Genomic DNA, 15,665 nt, shown 5'->3' with positions numbered 1-15,665 from the left:
TTCCCATCACCTGTGGGAAAAGCGGTTTTTGTTGCAGTGCACTTGCGCAAATGATAGATCTGTCTAAAGTGTAGGCAAGAAGCTTGACTGCCCAAGATTTGTGCTCACAATATGCGCTGACGGTTGCAATGACGCCGCCGCCCCAACCATGAGAACACCGTGACTGGCCCGGAAAGTTCACGCACTAAGCCGTTGAAAATAGGCGAGATTGCTATCGCCAACCGGGTTCTCCTGGCGCCGATGTCCGGCGTCACTGATGCTCCCTTTCGACGCCTTGCCGCCACCCTCGGCGCTGGACTGGTCGTCTCTGAGATGACCGCCAGCGACGAACTCGTGCACGGCAGGCCGATGTCGCTTCTGCGCTGCGAGACAGCCGGCGTCGGAGCGCACGTCGTTCAGCTCGCGGGTTGCGAGGCGCATTGGATGGCGGAGGGCGCACGGGTTGCGGAAGCGGCCGGCGCCGACATCATCGATATCAATATGGGCTGTCCGGCACGTCATGTCACCGGTGGTCAATCCGGTTCGGCGCTAATGCGAGATCTCGATCATGCGCTCACGCTGATCGAAGCCACGATCGCGGCGGTGAAAGTTCCGGTGACGCTGAAGATGCGGCTCGGCTGGGACGATCGCTCGCTCAACGCGTCCGAACTGGCGCGCCGCGCAGAACAGGCCGGTGTACAGATGATTACCGTGCATGGGCGCACGCGTTGCCAGTTCTACAAGGGTACGGCCGATTGGGCCGCCGTGCGCGCGGTGAGGGACGCGGTTTCCGTGCCGCTTGTCGTCAACGGCGACATCACTTCATTCGAGAAGGCGGTTCAGGCGCTGGAAGTGTCAGGGGCGGACGCCGTGATGATCGGGCGCGGCGCGCAGGGCCAGCCGTGGCTGCCCGGGCAGATCGGCCGCCGGCTCGAAACCGGACAGGCGGAGATTGCACCGTCGCTCGCCGAACAACTCGCGCATGTGCGCGCGCTCTACGACGAGGTCTGCAGCCATTACGGGCTGCGCATCGGGCTCAAGCACGCGCGCAAGCATCTCGGCTGGGCGTTGGAGATCGCGGCCCAGTGCAGTCGCGCGCCCGCGGAGACGCTGAAGGGCTGGCGGCAAAAGATTTTGACGTCGGAGGATCCGCGCCGCGTGCACCGATCGCTGCAGGACGCGTTCGACGATTTCGCATGGAGTGCTGCTGCATGAGTTCAGTCGCAGAACACCGCCGCGCCGTGCCCACCGACAGCGAGGCCATCCTCAACGCGCTGCCGAACCCGGTGCTGCTGGTGGCGCCCGACGGCCGCATCGTCGACGCCAATATCGCCGCGGAATCCTTCTTCGAGATTTCGACGCAATTTTTGCGGCGACAGTCGCTGAAAGAGCTGGTGCCGTTCGGCAGTCCGCTGCTGGCGTTGATCGACCAGGTGCGCTCGAGCGGCTCGCCCGTCAACGAATACAAGGTCGATCTCGGTACGCCCCGCATCGGCGGCGATCGCCAGGTCGACCTCCACGTCGCCCCGCTCACCGAACGGCCCGGCCACATCGTCGTGATGCTGCAGGAGCGTACCATCGCCGACAAGATGGACCGGCAGTTGACCCACCGGAGCGCGGCGCGCTCGGTGATCGCGCTGGCCGCGATGCTGGCGCATGAAATCAAGAACCCGCTGTCGGGTATCCGCGGCGCGGCTCAATTGCTGGAGCAGGCGGCTTCATCCGAAGACCGCATGCTGACGCGGCTGATCTGCGACGAGGCCGACCGCATCGTCACCCTGGTCGACCGCATGGAAGTGTTCGGCGACGATCGTCCGGTGGCGCGCGGGCCGGTCAACATCCACTCTGTGCTCGACCACGTCAAACGGTTGGCGCAGTCCGGCTTCGCCCGCAACATCCGCTTTATCGAGGACTACGATCCGTCACTGCCCCCGGTGCTGGCCAATCAGGATCAACTCATTCAGGTGTTCCTCAATCTCGTGAAGAACGCCGCTGAAGCGGTGGCCGATCTCGGCTCGGACGCAGAAATCCAGCTCACCACCGCGTTCCGTCCCGGCGTCCGCCTGTCGGTGCCGGGCAAGAAATCGCGGGTGTCGCTGCCGCTCGAATTCTGCGTCAAGGACAACGGTTCCGGCGTGCCGGAAGACCTGCTGCCGAACCTGTTCGATCCCTTCGTGACGACAAAGCAAACCGGCAGCGGCCTCGGCCTGGCGCTGGTTGCCAAGATCGTCGGCGATCACGGCGGCATCATCGAATGCGAATCGCAGCCGCGGAAGACCACGTTCCGCGTGCTGATGCCGATGTTCAATCCCACCAAACAGTTCGACCAAAGCAACCGCGACGGCGTTCCGGGTACGCTGCCGCCTGCCTCACAGGACGCAAGATGAGGAGTACCAATGCCCGCAGGTAGCATACTCGTTGCCGATGACGACACCGCCATCCGCACGGTTCTGAACCAGGCGCTTTCGCGCGCCGGATATGAAGTTCGTCTGACCGGCAACGCCGCGACGCTGTGGCGCTGGGTAAGCCAGGGCGAGGGCGATCTCGTCATCACTGACGTGGTGATGCCCGACGAGAATGCGTTCGACCTCTTGCCGCGTATCAAGAAGATGCGGCCGAGCCTGCCCGTCATCGTCATGAGCGCGCAAAACACTTTCATGACGGCGATCCGGGCCTCGGAACGAGGCGCCTATGAATACCTGCCGAAACCGTTCGACCTGAAGGAGCTCATTACCATCGTCGGCCGTGCACTGGCCGAGCCGAAGGAGCGGGTGACGAGTGCGGCCGACGATTCCGAATTCGATTCGATTCCCCTGGTCGGCCGCTCGCCGGCGATGCAGGAAATCTACCGGGTGCTGGCGCGGTTGATGCAGACCGACCTCACGGTGATGATCTCCGGCGAGTCCGGCACCGGCAAGGAACTGGTCGCCCGCGCGCTGCATGACTACGGCAAGCGTCGCAACGGCCCGTTCGTCGCCGTCAACATGGCGGCGATCCCGCGCGACCTGATCGAATCCGAATTGTTCGGCCATGAGCGCGGCGCGTTCACCGGGGCCAATACCCGCGCGTCGGGCCGGTTCGAGCAGGCCGAAGGCGGCACGCTGTTTCTCGACGAAATCGGCGACATGCCGATGGAAGCGCAGACGCGGTTGCTGCGGGTGCTGCAGCAGGGCGAATACACCACGGTCGGCGGACGCACCCCGATCAAGACCGATGTGCGGATCGTGGCGGCGAGCAACAAGGATTTGCGCATCCTGATTCAGCAGGGCCTGTTCCGGGAGGATTTGTTCTTCCGCCTCAACGTCGTGCCGCTGCGCCTGCCGCCGTTGCGGGAGCGGATCGAGGATCTGCCCGATCTCATCAGGCATTTCTTCGCGCTCGCCGAAAAGGACGGTTTGCCGCCGAAGAAGCTCGATACGCTGGCGCTGGAACGCCTCAAGCAGCACCGCTGGCCCGGCAACGTGCGCGAGCTTGAAAACCTCGCCCGCCGGCTGGCGGCGCTTTATCCGCAGGACGTCATTACGGCCTCGGTCATCGACGGCGAGCTGGCGCCGCCGGCGGTCACCTCGGGCGGCAACGCCCCGATGGGCGTGGAGAACCTCGGCGGCGCGGTCGAGGCCTACCTGTCCTCGCACTTCTCCGGCTTCCCGAACGGCGTGCCGCCGCCGGGCCTCTACCACCGCATCCTCAAGGAGATCGAGGTGCCGCTGCTCACCGCGGCGCTGGCGGCCACCCGCGGCAACCAAATCCGCGCAGCCGACCTGCTCGGCCTCAACCGGAATACGCTACGGAAGAAGATCAGGGATCTCGACATTCAGGTCTACCGGAGCGGTGGCTAGGGATTGCACTCGCTTCCCTTCGCAATAAATACGGGTGGCGCGGCTGGGGATCGATCGCTTTAGCGGTCCGACGGCCGCGGAATTGTCGCAATTCGGCAACATTGTGATATGAATGCATCAGTCCGCGAATGGCGGGCACTAGCCCTTTCCGATCACCGATTGCCGGAATGACCACCGCAGAAACGACCTCGGCACCACCGTTCGACCCGTCGCTTGCCGAATCCGGAGGGGGGATCCTGCGGAAGTGGGTAGCGCCGTTTGCGGTCGCGATCGCGCTGCTGTCGGCATTTCTGACCTTCATGGTCTTGAGCGGCCTGACGCCGATCGAGCCGACCCGCCATGTCGTCTATTCGTTCCTGCTGATCAATGCGGCGACCATCCTGCTGCTGGTCGGCATCATCGTCCGCGAAGTCTGGCTGGTGATTCAGGCGCGGCGGCGGGGCCGGGCGGCGGCACGGCTGCACGTCCAGATCGTCAGCCTGTTCTCCATCATCGCCGTGCTGCCAGCGGTCGTGGTTGCCATTGTCGCCAATGTCACCCTCGATCGTGGTCTCGACAGGCTGTTTTCCGGGCCAACGCGCGCGGCGATCGAGAACTCCCTGAGCATCGCCCATGCCTATGTCAATGAGCACGCCTTTTTGATCAATAGCGACATTCTGGGGATGGCCAACGATCTTTCCAATGCGAGGCCGCTTTTCGATCAGGACCGGCAGTCATTTTTCGAGTTGCTGACGAACAACGCTGCCGTACGCAATTTGCCGGGCGCGATGCTGATCGATAAGGATCGCAACGTTCTGGTGACGGCGCAAACCGGCATCAAGCAGCAATTCGCGACGCCGCCGCAGGAATTCCTCAACGATGTCGGCGAAAGCAAGCCGGAGATTGCGGTATTCCCGGAAGAAAACTACGTGGCAGCAGTAATTCGCCTCCGCGGTTTCACGGACACTTTTCTTTATGTTGCCCGTCTGCTCGACCCACGGGTGGTCAGTCAGCTCAAGCAAACGCAGGCCAGCGTCGCCGAATATGCCCAGATCGAAGCCCAACGGCTCGGCATCCAGGTCACCTTCGCGCTGATGTTTGCCGTGATCGCACTCACTATTTTGATGGCGTCCATCTTGCTCGGGCTGAATTTCGCCAACTGGCTGGTGTCGCCGATCCGCAATCTGATGAGCGCGGCCAATATCGTTTCGACCGGCGATCTGCACGTTCAGGTGCCGGTACACAAGTCCGAAGGTGACCTCGCGCAACTCGGCGAGACCTTCAACAAGATGACGGCTGAATTGCGCACCCAGCGCGACGAACTGGTCAGCGCTTCGGACCTGATCGACAGCCGCCGGCGATTCATCGAGGCGGTATTGTCCTCGGCCAGCGCCGGCATCATCGGCGTTGACGCCTCCGGCAGCGTCGGCATCCTGAACCGTTCGGCCGAGAAACTCATCGGCCATGCCGAGTCCGAGACGCTGGACCATCCGCTGTCGGACGTGCTGCCCGAGCTCGACGACATGATGAAGACCGCGCGCGAGGGCACGCAGCGCCTGGTGCAGGGCCAGATCACGATCACGCGCGACGGCCACGAGCGCAATTTGTCGGTCCGCGTCAGCGCAGAGCAGACCAGTCAGTCACGCGACAGCTACATCATCACGCTCGATGACATCACGGAGCTCGTCTCCGCGCAGCGGACATCGGCGTGGGGCGACGTTGCGCGCCGCATCGCCCACGAAATCAAGAACCCGCTGACGCCGATCCAGCTTTCGGCCGAACGAATTCGCCGTAAATTCGGCAAGGTCATCATCGAAGACAAGGGCATCTTCGAGCAATGTACCGACACCATCGTGCGGCAGGTCGACGACATCAGGCGGATGGTTGATGAATTCTCTCGCTTCGCGCGGATGCCCAAGCCGGTCATGGAAGGCGAGGACGTCGCCGACACCGTGCGGCAGGCGGTCTTCCTGATGAAGGTCGGGCATCCCGATCTCGATATCGAGGCCGATATCAAGCAGGATCCGATGCGCGCGCAGTTCGACCGCCGGCTGATCTCGCAGGCGTTGACCAACATCATCAAGAACGCGACGGAGGCGATCGAGCAGGTGCCGCCGGAAGAACTCGGCAAGGGACGTATCGACGTCATTGCCGCGCGCGAAAACGACGACATCGTAATCGACGTGATCGACAATGGTATCGGCCTGCCGAAGGTGAGCCGTGCGCGGTTGCTGGAGCCCTATGTGACGACGCGCCAAAAGGGCACCGGGCTCGGGCTCGCCATCGTCGGCCGCGTGCTGGAAGACCATGGCGGCCGCATCGAACTTAAGGATGCCTCCGATTTCCGGTCCGGGCAGCGCGGCGCCTGGATGCGGCTGCGGTTCGCTGTCACGGGCCATGCGCCGAAGGCGGAAGCGAAGCAGCCGTCGCCGGAGGCAAAGCCACAGGCTGAAGAAACAAAAGCGCCGTCAGGCGGAACCAACGAGGCGGCAACCGCGACCAATGATGAAGCAAAAACCGAAGCCGCGACAGGCAACTGACAAGACAGGTGTAACCCATGGCCAGTGACATTCTGATTGTCGACGACGAAGCCGATATTCGTGACCTCGTTGCGGGCATCCTGGAGGATGAAGGCTTCAGTACCCGTACTGCGCGCGACAGCGATTCGGCGCTGGGCGAGATCGCCAACCGCCGCCCGCATCTGGTGTTCCTCGACATCTGGCTGCAGGGCTCCAAGCTCGACGGCCTGCAATTGCTCGAGCAGATCAAGAAGGATCATGCCGACGTTCCCGTGGTGATGATCTCCGGCCACGGCAATATCGAGACCGCGGTGGCTGCGATCAAGCGCGGCGCCTACGACTTCATCGAAAAGCCGTTCAAGTCCGACCGGCTGATCCTGGTGGCGACGCGGGCGCTGGAAACCTCGCGCCTCAAGCGCGAGGTGAAGGAACTCAAGCAACTGGCTCCCGCCGCCAGCGTTCTCACCGGACGCTCCGCCTGCATGAACCAGCTGCGCCAGACCATCGACCGGGCGGCCAAGGCCAACAGTCGCATCCTGATCGTCGGCCCCTCCGGTTCGGGCAAGGAGCTGGCCGCGCGCATGCTGCACAACGCCTCGAGCCGCTCTGAAGGACCGTTCGTGGTGATCAACGCCGCGGCGATCACGCCGGAGCGGATGGAAGTCGAATTGTTCGGCATCGAGCAGTCGAACGGCGAGCAGGCGCGCAAGCCGGGCGCGCTGGAAGAGGCCCACGGCGGCACGCTGTTCATCGACGAAATCGCCGACATGCCGCGTGAGACCCAGAACAAGATCCTGCGCGTGCTAGTCGATCAGACTTTTCAGCGCTCGGGCGGCACCGCCAAGATTCATGTCGACGTCCGCATCATCTCCTCTACGGCGCGCAACCTGGAGGAAGAGATCGCGGAAGGGCGATTCCGCGAGGATCTCTACCACCGGCTGTCGGTGGTGCCGATCCGCGTCCCCCCGCTGTCGGAGCGGCGCGAGGACATCCCGGAACTGATCGACTATTTCATGGACCAGATATCGGCGGCGACCGGTTTGCCGAAGCGGCAGATCGGCCAGGACGCCATGGCGGTATTGCAGTCGCATGTCTGGCCCGGCAACGTCCGCCAGCTCCGCAACAATGTCGAGCGCGTCATGATTCTGGCCGGCGGCGGCCCTGAAGCGATCATCACGGCCGACATGCTGCCTCAGGATGTGGGTTCGATGGTGCCGGCGATGCCGACCAGCAACAATGGCGAGCACATCATGGGGCTGCCGCTGCGCGAGGCGCGGGAAGTGTTCGAGCGCGACTATCTGATCGCGCAGATCAGCCGGTTCTCGGGCAACATTTCGCGCACCGCCGAATTCGTCGGCATGGAGCGTTCCGCGCTACACCGCAAGCTCAAGGCGCTTGGGGTTGGCTGAGACTTGAGTGAATCGCTTGTTCGCTACCTGCCGGAATCTGCGGCTCGTTTCGCTTGCTTTGAGCCGATCCATGCACTTGCTTTGGAATATTTATCTCTTTCCGCAGTTTTACGGAGAATGGCCACTGGGTTCCTGCCAGGTGGAACGCGAACCGGCTTGCCTTAAAACCGCGCGTACCCTCTAATCGTCCTGCCGAGCCGACCGGAGGGGGATCTCAGGGGAAGCCGGCGAGTCGGGGCAGGCTCCGTGAGAGAGCAACAACCGGCTTAACAAAAAAGAAGCACGAGACGGCGGGACAAAAACAATGGCGGCAGACCGCGCACAAAATCTACAAGACACCTTCCTAAACCACGTTCGTAAAACAAAAACGCCACTAACGATCTTTCTGGTCAACGGAGTGAAGCTGCAGGGGATTGTTACCTGGTTTGACAACTTCTGCTTGCTGCTCCGGCGCGACGGTCATTCACAGCTTGTTTACAAGCATGCGATCTCGACCATCATGCCGGGAGCTCCCATTCAGTTGTTCGAAGGCGGCGAGGATGCTCCGGCTTGAGAGTGAACTGATTGGAACCCCTCAACCGTGAAGGGATCGCCGACCGTCCGCGGTCGGCGGAGGGTAAGCAAAGCGGGCGGGTGATCGTCATCGGCCCTTATCTGCGAATGCGCCGCGGCGACGCCGATGCGCAGACGAACGATGTCGTGCGCGATTCCGAGGCCCGGCTCGAGGAAGCGACGGGTCTTGCACGCGCCATCGACCTCACGATCGCCGATACCCTGATCGCGCCAATCAGCCAGATCCGGCCTGCGACCTATCTCGGCAAGGGCAAGGTCGAGGAGATCACCGGCCTCATCGCGGGCCACGACATCGAACTGGTGGTGATGGATTGTGCGCTGTCGCCGATCCAGCAGCGCAATCTCGAGAAGGCGTGGAACACCAAGGTTCTCGACCGTACCGGCCTGATCCTGGAAATTTTCGGCCGCCGCGCCAAGACCAAGGAAGGCGCGCTGCAGGTCGAGCTTGCGCATCTGAATTACCAACGCAGCCGGCTGGTGCGCTCCTGGACCCATCTGGAACGCCAGCGTGGCGGTTTCGGATTCATGGGCGGCCCCGGCGAAACCCAGATCGAAGCCGACCGCCGCCTGATCGGCGATCGCATCGCACGGTTGGAAAATGAACTGAAGAAAGTGCAGGCGACGCGGCGGCTGCATCGCGCCGGGCGGCAGCGCGTGCCGTATCGCGTAGTGGCGCTGGTGGGCTATACCAACGCCGGCAAGTCGACGCTGTTCAACCGGCTCACGCGCGCCGACGTGCAGGCGGCCGACATGCTGTTTGCGACGCTCGACCCCACGTTGCGCGCGCTGAGCCTGCCGCATGGCGGCAAGGCGATGTTGTCAGATACCGTCGGATTCATTTCTAACCTGCCGACACAACTCGTCGCGGCGTTTCGCGCCACGCTGGAAGAGGTGCTGGAGGCCGATATCATTCTGCACGTCCGCGACATCTCGCACGAAGACGCGGAGGCGCAGGAGCGTGACGTCGACGCCGTGCTGCGCCAGCTCGGCATCGACCCCGACTCTGGCGCGCGCATCCTTGAGGTCTGGAACAAGATCGATCGTTTCGATCCCGAGGAGCGCGAGAACCTGCGCAACATCGCGTCACGACGTCCGCCGGAGCGGCCGTGTTTCCTGGTGTCCGCCGTATCAGGCGAGGGCGTGAACGAGCTGCTGACCGCGATCGAGGATCGGCTGGCGGCGACACGCACGACGCTCGATCTCTCGATCGATGCTTCCGACGGCGCCGGCATCAGCTGGCTGCACCGCAATGCCGAAGTGCTCAACAAGGAGCTCCACGACGGGCGCTTCGACATGACCGTGCGCGTCGACGAGACCAAACGCGATATCGTGGTGTCGCGGTTCGATGCCGTGCCGCATTCGGCCCCATAGCAGTTGTCGTCCCCGCCTAGTGCGCAATTGCGCACGAGAGCAGGGACCCATAACCACAGGAGTTTGTGGTTACGGGGAAGCGTCGAACTGAGTTGCCAAATCGAAAGAAGCGAGGGGTGACGCCCAAGATCAAGCGGGAATTGCGCCGCAGGTCCGCCGTCGAGCCCGTCATCGGCCATCTCAAGGCCGAGCACCGCATGGGCCGCAACTATCTCTGGTTCCGTCGAGGCGATGCCAACAACGCCGTCCTCGCCGCCGTCGGCTACAACTTCCGCCGCCTCATCCGCTGGCTCAGGCTTTTGTCGTGGCAAATCCTGGCCGCTCTCTTCCCCGGACTTTTGATCAATCCAGCCTGAAATCAGCGTTCTTCACAGACGACGAAAGATCACGCAGTATGGGTCCCGGCATTCGCCGGGAGGACAAGAGGGCAGAGCTCGTTTTGCTATCATCGACCACTTCGCGGCCGCGTCGATTCAATCACGGGCTGTTCCGCGCCCTTCGCCTCGTTCCACAACGCGTCCATTTCAACGAGCGTTGCCCCTTCAAGTGAACGGCCCTTCGCTGCGAGCGCACGCTCGATATAGGCAAAGCGGCGTTCGAATTTGGCGTTGGTGCCGCGCAGTGCGCTTTCCGGGTCAGCGCCGACGTGGCGCGCCAGATTGACCAGCGCGAACAGGAGATCGCCGGTTTCTTCGGCGAGCTCGTCCGCATTGCCGCCGTCCAACGCCGCCTCGATCTCGTCGGCCTCTTCGCGGATCTTGCTGAGCACCGCGCGGGGATCGTTCCAGTCGAAGCCGACGGTGGACGCCTTGCGCTGCAATTCCATCGCCCGCGTCAGGGCGGGCTGGCCGGCCTTGACGCCCGATAGCAGCGATTTATGCGCCGTCTCCTCGTGCGGCCGCCGTGCCGCGCGCTCGGCCTTTTCCTCGGCCTTGATGCGTTCCCAGGCGCTTTTGACGCCGGCGGGGGCGATATTGCCGTCCTTGTCGGCGAACACATGCGGATGGCGGCGGATCAACTTCGTTGTGATCGCCTCGACCACTTCGCCGAAGGCAAAGGCGTTTTGCTCTTCCGCCATGCGGGCGTGATAGACGACCTGCAGCAGGAGATCGCCCAGTTCCTCGCGGAGATCATCGAAGTCGCCGCGGGTGATCGCGTCGGCCACCTCATAGGCTTCCTCGATGGTGTAGGGCGCGATCGTAGCAAAATTCTGATCGAGGTCCCATGGACAGCCCGTTACTGGCGTGCGCAGCGCCGCCATGATCTCAATGAGGCGGGAAATATCGCGGGAAGGAGTCATGGGATTTCCGTCGCTTGGGAGAACGAGCCGCTTTATGCCGCAAGCGGCGCGGCGATCCCAGCGGAACGAGCCGAAATAGGCGCGATTTTCCACCGATTGGCCGCAGTCCCGGCCGGTGGCCGCTGAACGGTCAGGTTACAGTCGTTCTGATGTCCACGAGCGAAGGCTTGCTCGACGGCTCCGGCACCGCCGATGGTTGCTGATGCGTCTCGACGCGGTTGCGCCCGGCTTGTTTTGCACGATAGAGCGCAGCGTCGGCCTCAGTCAGCCAACCCTCGATCGACTTGTTCTCGGGCTCCGAGAAAGACGCTACCCCGGCGCTGATGGTCACGATCCCGTTTGCAGGGTTGCCATCGTGCGGGATCGCTATTTCCTGGATGGCTTGACGGAAGCGATTGGCCGCGACAAGCCCCGCCTCGAGATCTTGTTCGGGCAACAGGATCAGGAATTCTTCGCCACCATAACGATAGATTTGGTCGCCATTCCGGCACGTGCTCAACAGTGTCCGTGCCACAAGCTGGAGTACCCTGTCGCCGGCAAGATGGCCTTCATTGTCGTTGTAAGCTTTGAAGTAATCGACGTCGCACATGATCGCGCAGTAGCTGCGCCCATAGCGCTCCAGCTGCGCGTAAATCGCATCGAGGTCCTCGTTCAGCTTGAGGCGGCTGCCCAGCCCGGTCAGCGAGTCCGTGCGCGACTGGTCGAAAAGCCGACGATTGAGCTGCTCGAGCTCCGCCGCCTGCCGGAATAACTGCCGGTGAAGCGCCGTAACCCGCGAGGCGACATGCAAGCGAAGCTTCAACTCCCCGGCATCGAGGGGTTTGAAGAGGTAGTCGTCCGCGCCGGCCTCCATGCCACTTATGACATCAGCCCTTTCGTCGAAGATCGTCAGGAAGATGAAATAGGTGTAGGTGTCCTTGTTACTCGACCGGACCCGGCGACACAGTTCAATGCCGTCCATTCCCGGCATGCTGCGATCGCTGATGACAACGTCCACGTCGACCGTCTCAAAAAGTCGCCATGCCTCCTCACCACTCATCGCCTTGATGCACTCATGGCCCAGCGATGTTACGGCGGCCTCGATGATCAGCCGTGATGCAGTGTCATCTTCGGCGACGAGGATGCGCATGGCTCATACCTTTACAATTTCGGACCGCAGCGCACTGCTGACCGTATTGAACTGCCGCTCAAGATCCGCGACCAGCTGCGGTGCGACACCGGTATCACCGCTTCGGCCAAGCGTTTCCAGTTCGGCGCAGGTCCGGACCATTCCATGAGCGCCCAGATTGGCAAGGCTTCCCTTCAGCTTGTGGGCGAGCCTGGTCAGATGCACCGCATCGCCCAGTTGGGCCGAATTCCGCATCTCGGCCAACTGGCGCGGGGTTTCCTCAAGGAAGCAATCTACCAGCGCTTCGACCAGGCCGGGCGAGCCGGCTCTCTCTAGCGAGCGCAGTCCGTCGAGCACGGCGCGATCAACCACGTCGTCGGATTGCGGATCCGCCGCGAGAGGCGGGGATTCGACCGCTGCAAGCGTCGGCAACGATCGGTCGAGAGCAGCGGCAAGCTCGGAAGGCTTCAGCGGTTTGGTGATGTGGTCGTCCATTCCGGCGGACAGGCTCTTGGCGCGCGCGTCCTTCATGACATCAGCCGTGAGCGCGATGATTGGCGTACGCCGACCGGTTCCTTCGCGCAGTCGGATCGCCCGGGCGGCCTCGTAGCCATCCATCTCCGGCATCTGGCAGTCCATCAGAATCGCGGCGTAGGGGATCCGGCCGACAGCTTCAACAGCTTCGAGGCCGTTGGCCACGACATCGGCGCGAAAGCCGAGCGATGCGAGAATGCCGATGGCCACCTTCTGGTTCACGATATTGTCCTCGGCGACCAGAATACGCGCATCTCGTTGCGGCGCAGTTTGTCCACGGGGATCCGGGATTTCCACCCGCATAAATTCCTTCCGGACACTATCCGGCTCTGCCATCACGTCGGCCAGGCAATCATAGAGCGCGGATTGCCGCGCCGGCTTGGTGAGGCATGCATCGAACAGGCCTTCACGGTTCGGCTGGGAACCGGCGTGGCTGATCGACGTCAGCAGGATCAACCGCGTACCGGCAATGGCAGGATCGGCCTTGATGGCACGGCCGAGGGCCGGTCCATCCATGCCCGGCATCTGCATATCGACAATCGCCACGTCATACGGCTCGGCGCGAGCGACCGCGGCGCGCAGCATTTCCAGCGCGCGGATGCCGGATTCGGCGCTGCCATTGCGCATTTTCCAGCCGACGATGTGCTCATGCAGGATCGCTCGATTGACCGCATTGTCGTCGACAGCAAGTACGCGCAGCCCCCGGAGGTCCATGCGTCGCCGCTGGACTGGCTTCGACGAACGGTCAAGCGGCACGGTGAACCAGAACGTGCTGCCTTTTCCCAGCCCGCTTTCCACGCCGATCTCGCCGCCCATCAATCCTACCAGCCGCGCGCAAATGGCAAGACCGAGCCCGGTCCCGCCATATTTCCGGGTCGTCGAAAGGTCGGCTTGCGTAAACGCATCGAAGAGATGGGGCTGTTGTTCCGCAGAGATGCCGATCCCTGTGTCGCGAACCTCGAAACGGACCTTGAGGCGATCGTCGCTCTCCGCATCCAACCTGGCGCGCAACACCACCTCGCCACGTTCCGTGAATTTGACCGCGTTGCCGGCCAGGTTTGTAAGAATTTGGCGCAAACGGAACGGATCGCCACGCAACGTCGTCGGCAGGTCGTGATCGATCAAACTCGCCAGCTCCAATCCCTTGGAGGCGGCATTGACTGCCACCATCCCGGTGACGCCCTCGACGATGTCGTACAGATCGAATTCGATGACTTCGAGTTCTATCTTCCCGGCCTCGATCTTCGAAAAATCGAGAACGTCGTTGATCACCCCGAGCAGGGCTTCTCCCGATTGGCGCGCCATCTCCGCATAGGCGCGCTGCCGCGGATCGAGTTCGGTGTCCAGCAGCAGTCCGGTCATGCCAATCACGCCATTGAGCGGCGTCCGGATCTCATGACTCATCGAACTCAGAAACTCGGACTTGGCGAGACTGGCCTGTTCCGCCTCGCGGGCCTTTTCGGCCAACATGGCCTCGGCGCGCTTCTGCTCGGTGATATCATCGTGAGTCGCAACCCAGCCGCCGTTCGACATCGTCGTTCGCCGAATAAGGATCACACGACCGTCGGCGAGCGTGAAGGTCTCGGAGGCCAATGTCGGCATTCTCTGGGTATGTTCTTCGACAGACAGATCGCTTTTTTCGCCGTTTGCGACGTGATGTTGCAGGAGTTGGGCCAGCGGCGTGCCGGGCTCGACCTGCTTTTCAGTCAGATTATACATCTGCCGGAAGCGGTCGTTTGAGATCACCAGTCGCTTGTCCGCACTGAACATGCAAATGCCTTGCGAAATATTGGCGATAGCAGCATCGAACTGCATGTTTGCCCGCTTCAGCTCCGTCGATTGCTGCTGCAGGGAAGCCGCCATGCTGTTGAAGGTGTTTGCCAACTCGCCCAACTCGCCCTTTGCCTGAACGTGCGAGCGGTGATCGGCGTTTCCTTCCCCGACAATGGCGGCGTCGCGCTGCAGTTGACGTATCGGGCGGACTATTCCCGATGAAAGCAGCCAGGCCAGCAGGTACGCCAACGCCACCGCCAATGCGGTCGAGATAAACGCCCATTGTGAGTGCTTGAATACGTTGGAGATTTGCACAGGGGGCAAGCCGACCGTCACGACCCAGGGAACGGTACGCGCCCTGGTGGTTGCCGTTACACGCGTTACGCCATCGAGCCAGGCCAACTCTTCGCCTGCCTCGCCGGAACCGAGATGACGAGCCACGATCGGGTCGTTGCTCACGTTGCGGCCCGTCCATTCAGGACGATCCGTGCGGCCGATCACGATGCCGTTCTCGTTGAGAATCCTCACGGCACTTCCCGGCGGCAGCTTTGCGGAATCCACGATCTCGTTGATGCGCGCCAGTCTCATGCCCGTGACGATGACGGCCCGTATCGAGCCGGCGTCGTCAAGAACCGGACGCGCCTCAGCGGCAACCCACTCGGAGTTCAGCCGGCTTACGATCGGCTCGCTTATCGTGAGCTTTCCTTCGCGCGCCGGTTTGAAATAGCTTCGCCCGATTCCGGAAAGCTTGCTTCGATCCTCCACAGGCCACTGCGACGTCCCGATGTTGTTGCCTGCCAAGTCGAACAGCAGAATGTTGTTCAAATAGGACGGCAGATCGGCCTTTACCTTGGAAAGAATCACGTCGTTCTTTTCGGCATCCGCCGGATTGGTGGAGATCATTTTGCCGATAACGAGCAGCAAGGTATTGACGTCACCGACGTGGTCATCGACGCGCGCCGCTGCCGTGTGCGCCGCGTTAATCGCAGCGGTCCGCGTGTTCGCAAAATCTTCGTTGAACCGTTCCCAAAGAAAAGCGGCCGCCAGAAGCAGCAGCGGCAGAATGGCGGCCGTGACGAGAGCCAGCAGGCGCGTTCGGATACGTCCACTCATTGGGAATGCCGCCTTCCGCGCCCTGTTGCTGCCGGGGGCCAACCGGCGGCTCGACGCGCATTGAATGGGCTAGGTGGCCGTTCGCGGCCCAATAGGGTGCAATTAAATTTACTAGCCGCTCGGCAGAAGCCGCCTCTGGCAGCAATATGAACCGCCATGTAGTTAATA

General features: G+C 62.4%; 11 protein-coding genes and 1 pseudogene. 9 read left to right on the top strand and 3 right to left on the bottom strand.

Annotated elements, in window-relative coordinates; genetic code table 11:
• Positions 1-192: 192 nt before the first annotated feature.
• From dusB to C7G61_RS25225, 8 genes and pseudogenes are all read left to right on the top strand, one after another.
• On the top strand, positions 193-1,194 hold the full coding sequence (dusB, locus tag C7G61_RS25260) for a tRNA dihydrouridine synthase DusB (protein WP_190241980.1): 1,002 nt from the start codon (positions 193-195) through the stop codon (positions 1,192-1,194).
• The gene (locus tag C7G61_RS25255) at positions 1,191-2,366 is read left to right on the top strand and encodes a two-component system sensor histidine kinase NtrB (RefSeq protein ID WP_108519394.1); all 1,176 of its coding nucleotides are present in this window, start codon (positions 1,191-1,193) and stop codon (positions 2,364-2,366) included. The genes dusB and C7G61_RS25255 overlap by 4 nt, the downstream gene beginning before the upstream one ends.
• Positions 2,367-2,375: 9 nt before the next feature.
• Positions 2,376-3,818, top strand: a complete 1,443-nt coding sequence (gene ntrC / locus C7G61_RS25250) for a nitrogen regulation protein NR(I) (RefSeq protein ID WP_108519393.1) — start codon at positions 2,376-2,378, stop codon at positions 3,816-3,818.
• A 167-nt stretch (positions 3,819-3,985) separates the two neighbouring features.
• Complete coding sequence (locus C7G61_RS25245; protein WP_108519392.1) at positions 3,986-6,337, top strand: sensor histidine kinase NtrY-like; 2,352 nt, start codon at positions 3,986-3,988, stop codon at positions 6,335-6,337.
• Between the two features lie 17 nt (positions 6,338-6,354).
• Positions 6,355-7,725 carry a nitrogen assimilation response regulator NtrX gene (gene ntrX, locus C7G61_RS25240; RefSeq protein ID WP_108519391.1) on the top strand — a complete coding sequence of 457 codons (1,371 nt, stop codon included), beginning with the start codon at positions 6,355-6,357 and terminating at the stop codon, positions 7,723-7,725.
• A 304-nt stretch (positions 7,726-8,029) separates the two neighbouring features.
• Positions 8,030-8,278 (top strand): RNA chaperone Hfq, encoded by a 249-nt coding sequence (gene hfq, locus C7G61_RS25235; RefSeq protein WP_006020546.1) that lies wholly within the window; start codon positions 8,030-8,032, stop codon positions 8,276-8,278.
• Between the two features lie 11 nt (positions 8,279-8,289).
• Positions 8,290-9,669: a GTPase HflX gene (gene hflX, locus C7G61_RS25230; RefSeq protein WP_108519390.1), complete on the top strand. Its 1,380-nt coding sequence runs from the start codon at positions 8,290-8,292 to the stop codon at positions 9,667-9,669.
• A gap of 104 nt (positions 9,670-9,773) precedes the next feature.
• Positions 9,774-10,025, top strand: a pseudogene (locus C7G61_RS25225) (IS5/IS1182 family transposase); the annotation flags it as partial.
• A gap of 89 nt (positions 10,026-10,114) precedes the next feature.
• Here the strand turns inward: C7G61_RS25225 and mazG are convergent.
• The 3 genes from mazG to C7G61_RS25210 form a co-directional block, all read right to left on the bottom strand.
• Positions 10,115-10,969 carry a nucleoside triphosphate pyrophosphohydrolase gene (mazG, locus tag C7G61_RS25220; RefSeq protein WP_108519389.1) on the bottom strand — a complete coding sequence of 285 codons (855 nt, stop codon included), beginning with the start codon at positions 10,967-10,969 and terminating at the stop codon, positions 10,115-10,117.
• 130 nt (positions 10,970-11,099) lie between these two features.
• Positions 11,100-12,098 carry a GGDEF domain-containing response regulator gene (locus tag C7G61_RS25215; protein ID WP_108519388.1) on the bottom strand — a complete coding sequence of 333 codons (999 nt, stop codon included), beginning with the start codon at positions 12,096-12,098 and terminating at the stop codon, positions 11,100-11,102.
• Between the two features lie 3 nt (positions 12,099-12,101).
• Positions 12,102-14,885: a hybrid sensor histidine kinase/response regulator gene (locus C7G61_RS25210; RefSeq protein ID WP_420836794.1), complete on the bottom strand. Its 2,784-nt coding sequence runs from the start codon at positions 14,883-14,885 to the stop codon at positions 12,102-12,104.
• On the opposite strand from C7G61_RS25210, the gene C7G61_RS47510 reads away from it, so the two are divergent.
• Entirely contained in the window at positions 14,814-15,647 is an 834-nt protein-coding gene (locus C7G61_RS47510; RefSeq protein ID WP_420836793.1) for a hypothetical protein, read from the top strand. The genes C7G61_RS25210 and C7G61_RS47510 overlap by 72 nt on opposite strands.
• Positions 15,648-15,665: the final 18 nt, after the last annotated feature.

Origin of the sequence: Bradyrhizobium algeriense (assembly GCF_003062295.1) — a bacterium.
GTDB classification, from domain to species: Bacteria; Pseudomonadota; Alphaproteobacteria; order Rhizobiales; family Xanthobacteraceae; genus Bradyrhizobium; species Bradyrhizobium algeriense.
The sequence above is the reverse complement of the archived record's forward strand: the minus strand, read 5'-3'. Positions and strand labels throughout refer to the sequence as shown.

Excerpts from the sequence above, each read along its gene's own strand:
- C7G61_RS25255 (WP_108519394.1), top strand. The coding sequence starts at position 1,191 with ATGAGTTCAGTCGCAGAACACCGCCGCGCCGTGCCCACCGACAGCGAG.
- ntrC (WP_108519393.1), top strand. The coding sequence starts at position 2,376 with ATGCCCGCAGGTAGCATACTCGTTGCCGATGACGACACCGCCATCCGC.
- C7G61_RS25245 (WP_108519392.1), top strand. The coding sequence starts at position 3,986 with ATGACCACCGCAGAAACGACCTCGGCACCACCGTTCGACCCGTCGCTT.
- ntrX (WP_108519391.1), top strand. The coding sequence starts at position 6,355 with ATGGCCAGTGACATTCTGATTGTCGACGACGAAGCCGATATTCGTGAC.
- hfq (WP_006020546.1), top strand. The coding sequence starts at position 8,030 with ATGGCGGCAGACCGCGCACAAAATCTACAAGACACCTTCCTAAACCAC.
- mazG (WP_108519389.1), bottom strand. The coding sequence starts at position 10,969 with ATGACTCCTTCCCGCGATATTTCCCGCCTCATTGAGATCATGGCGGCG.
- C7G61_RS25215 (WP_108519388.1), bottom strand. The coding sequence starts at position 12,098 with ATGCGCATCCTCGTCGCCGAAGATGACACTGCATCACGGCTGATCATC.
- C7G61_RS47510 (WP_420836793.1), top strand. The coding sequence starts at position 14,814 with ATGACGAGCCACGATCGGGTCGTTGCTCACGTTGCGGCCCGTCCATTC.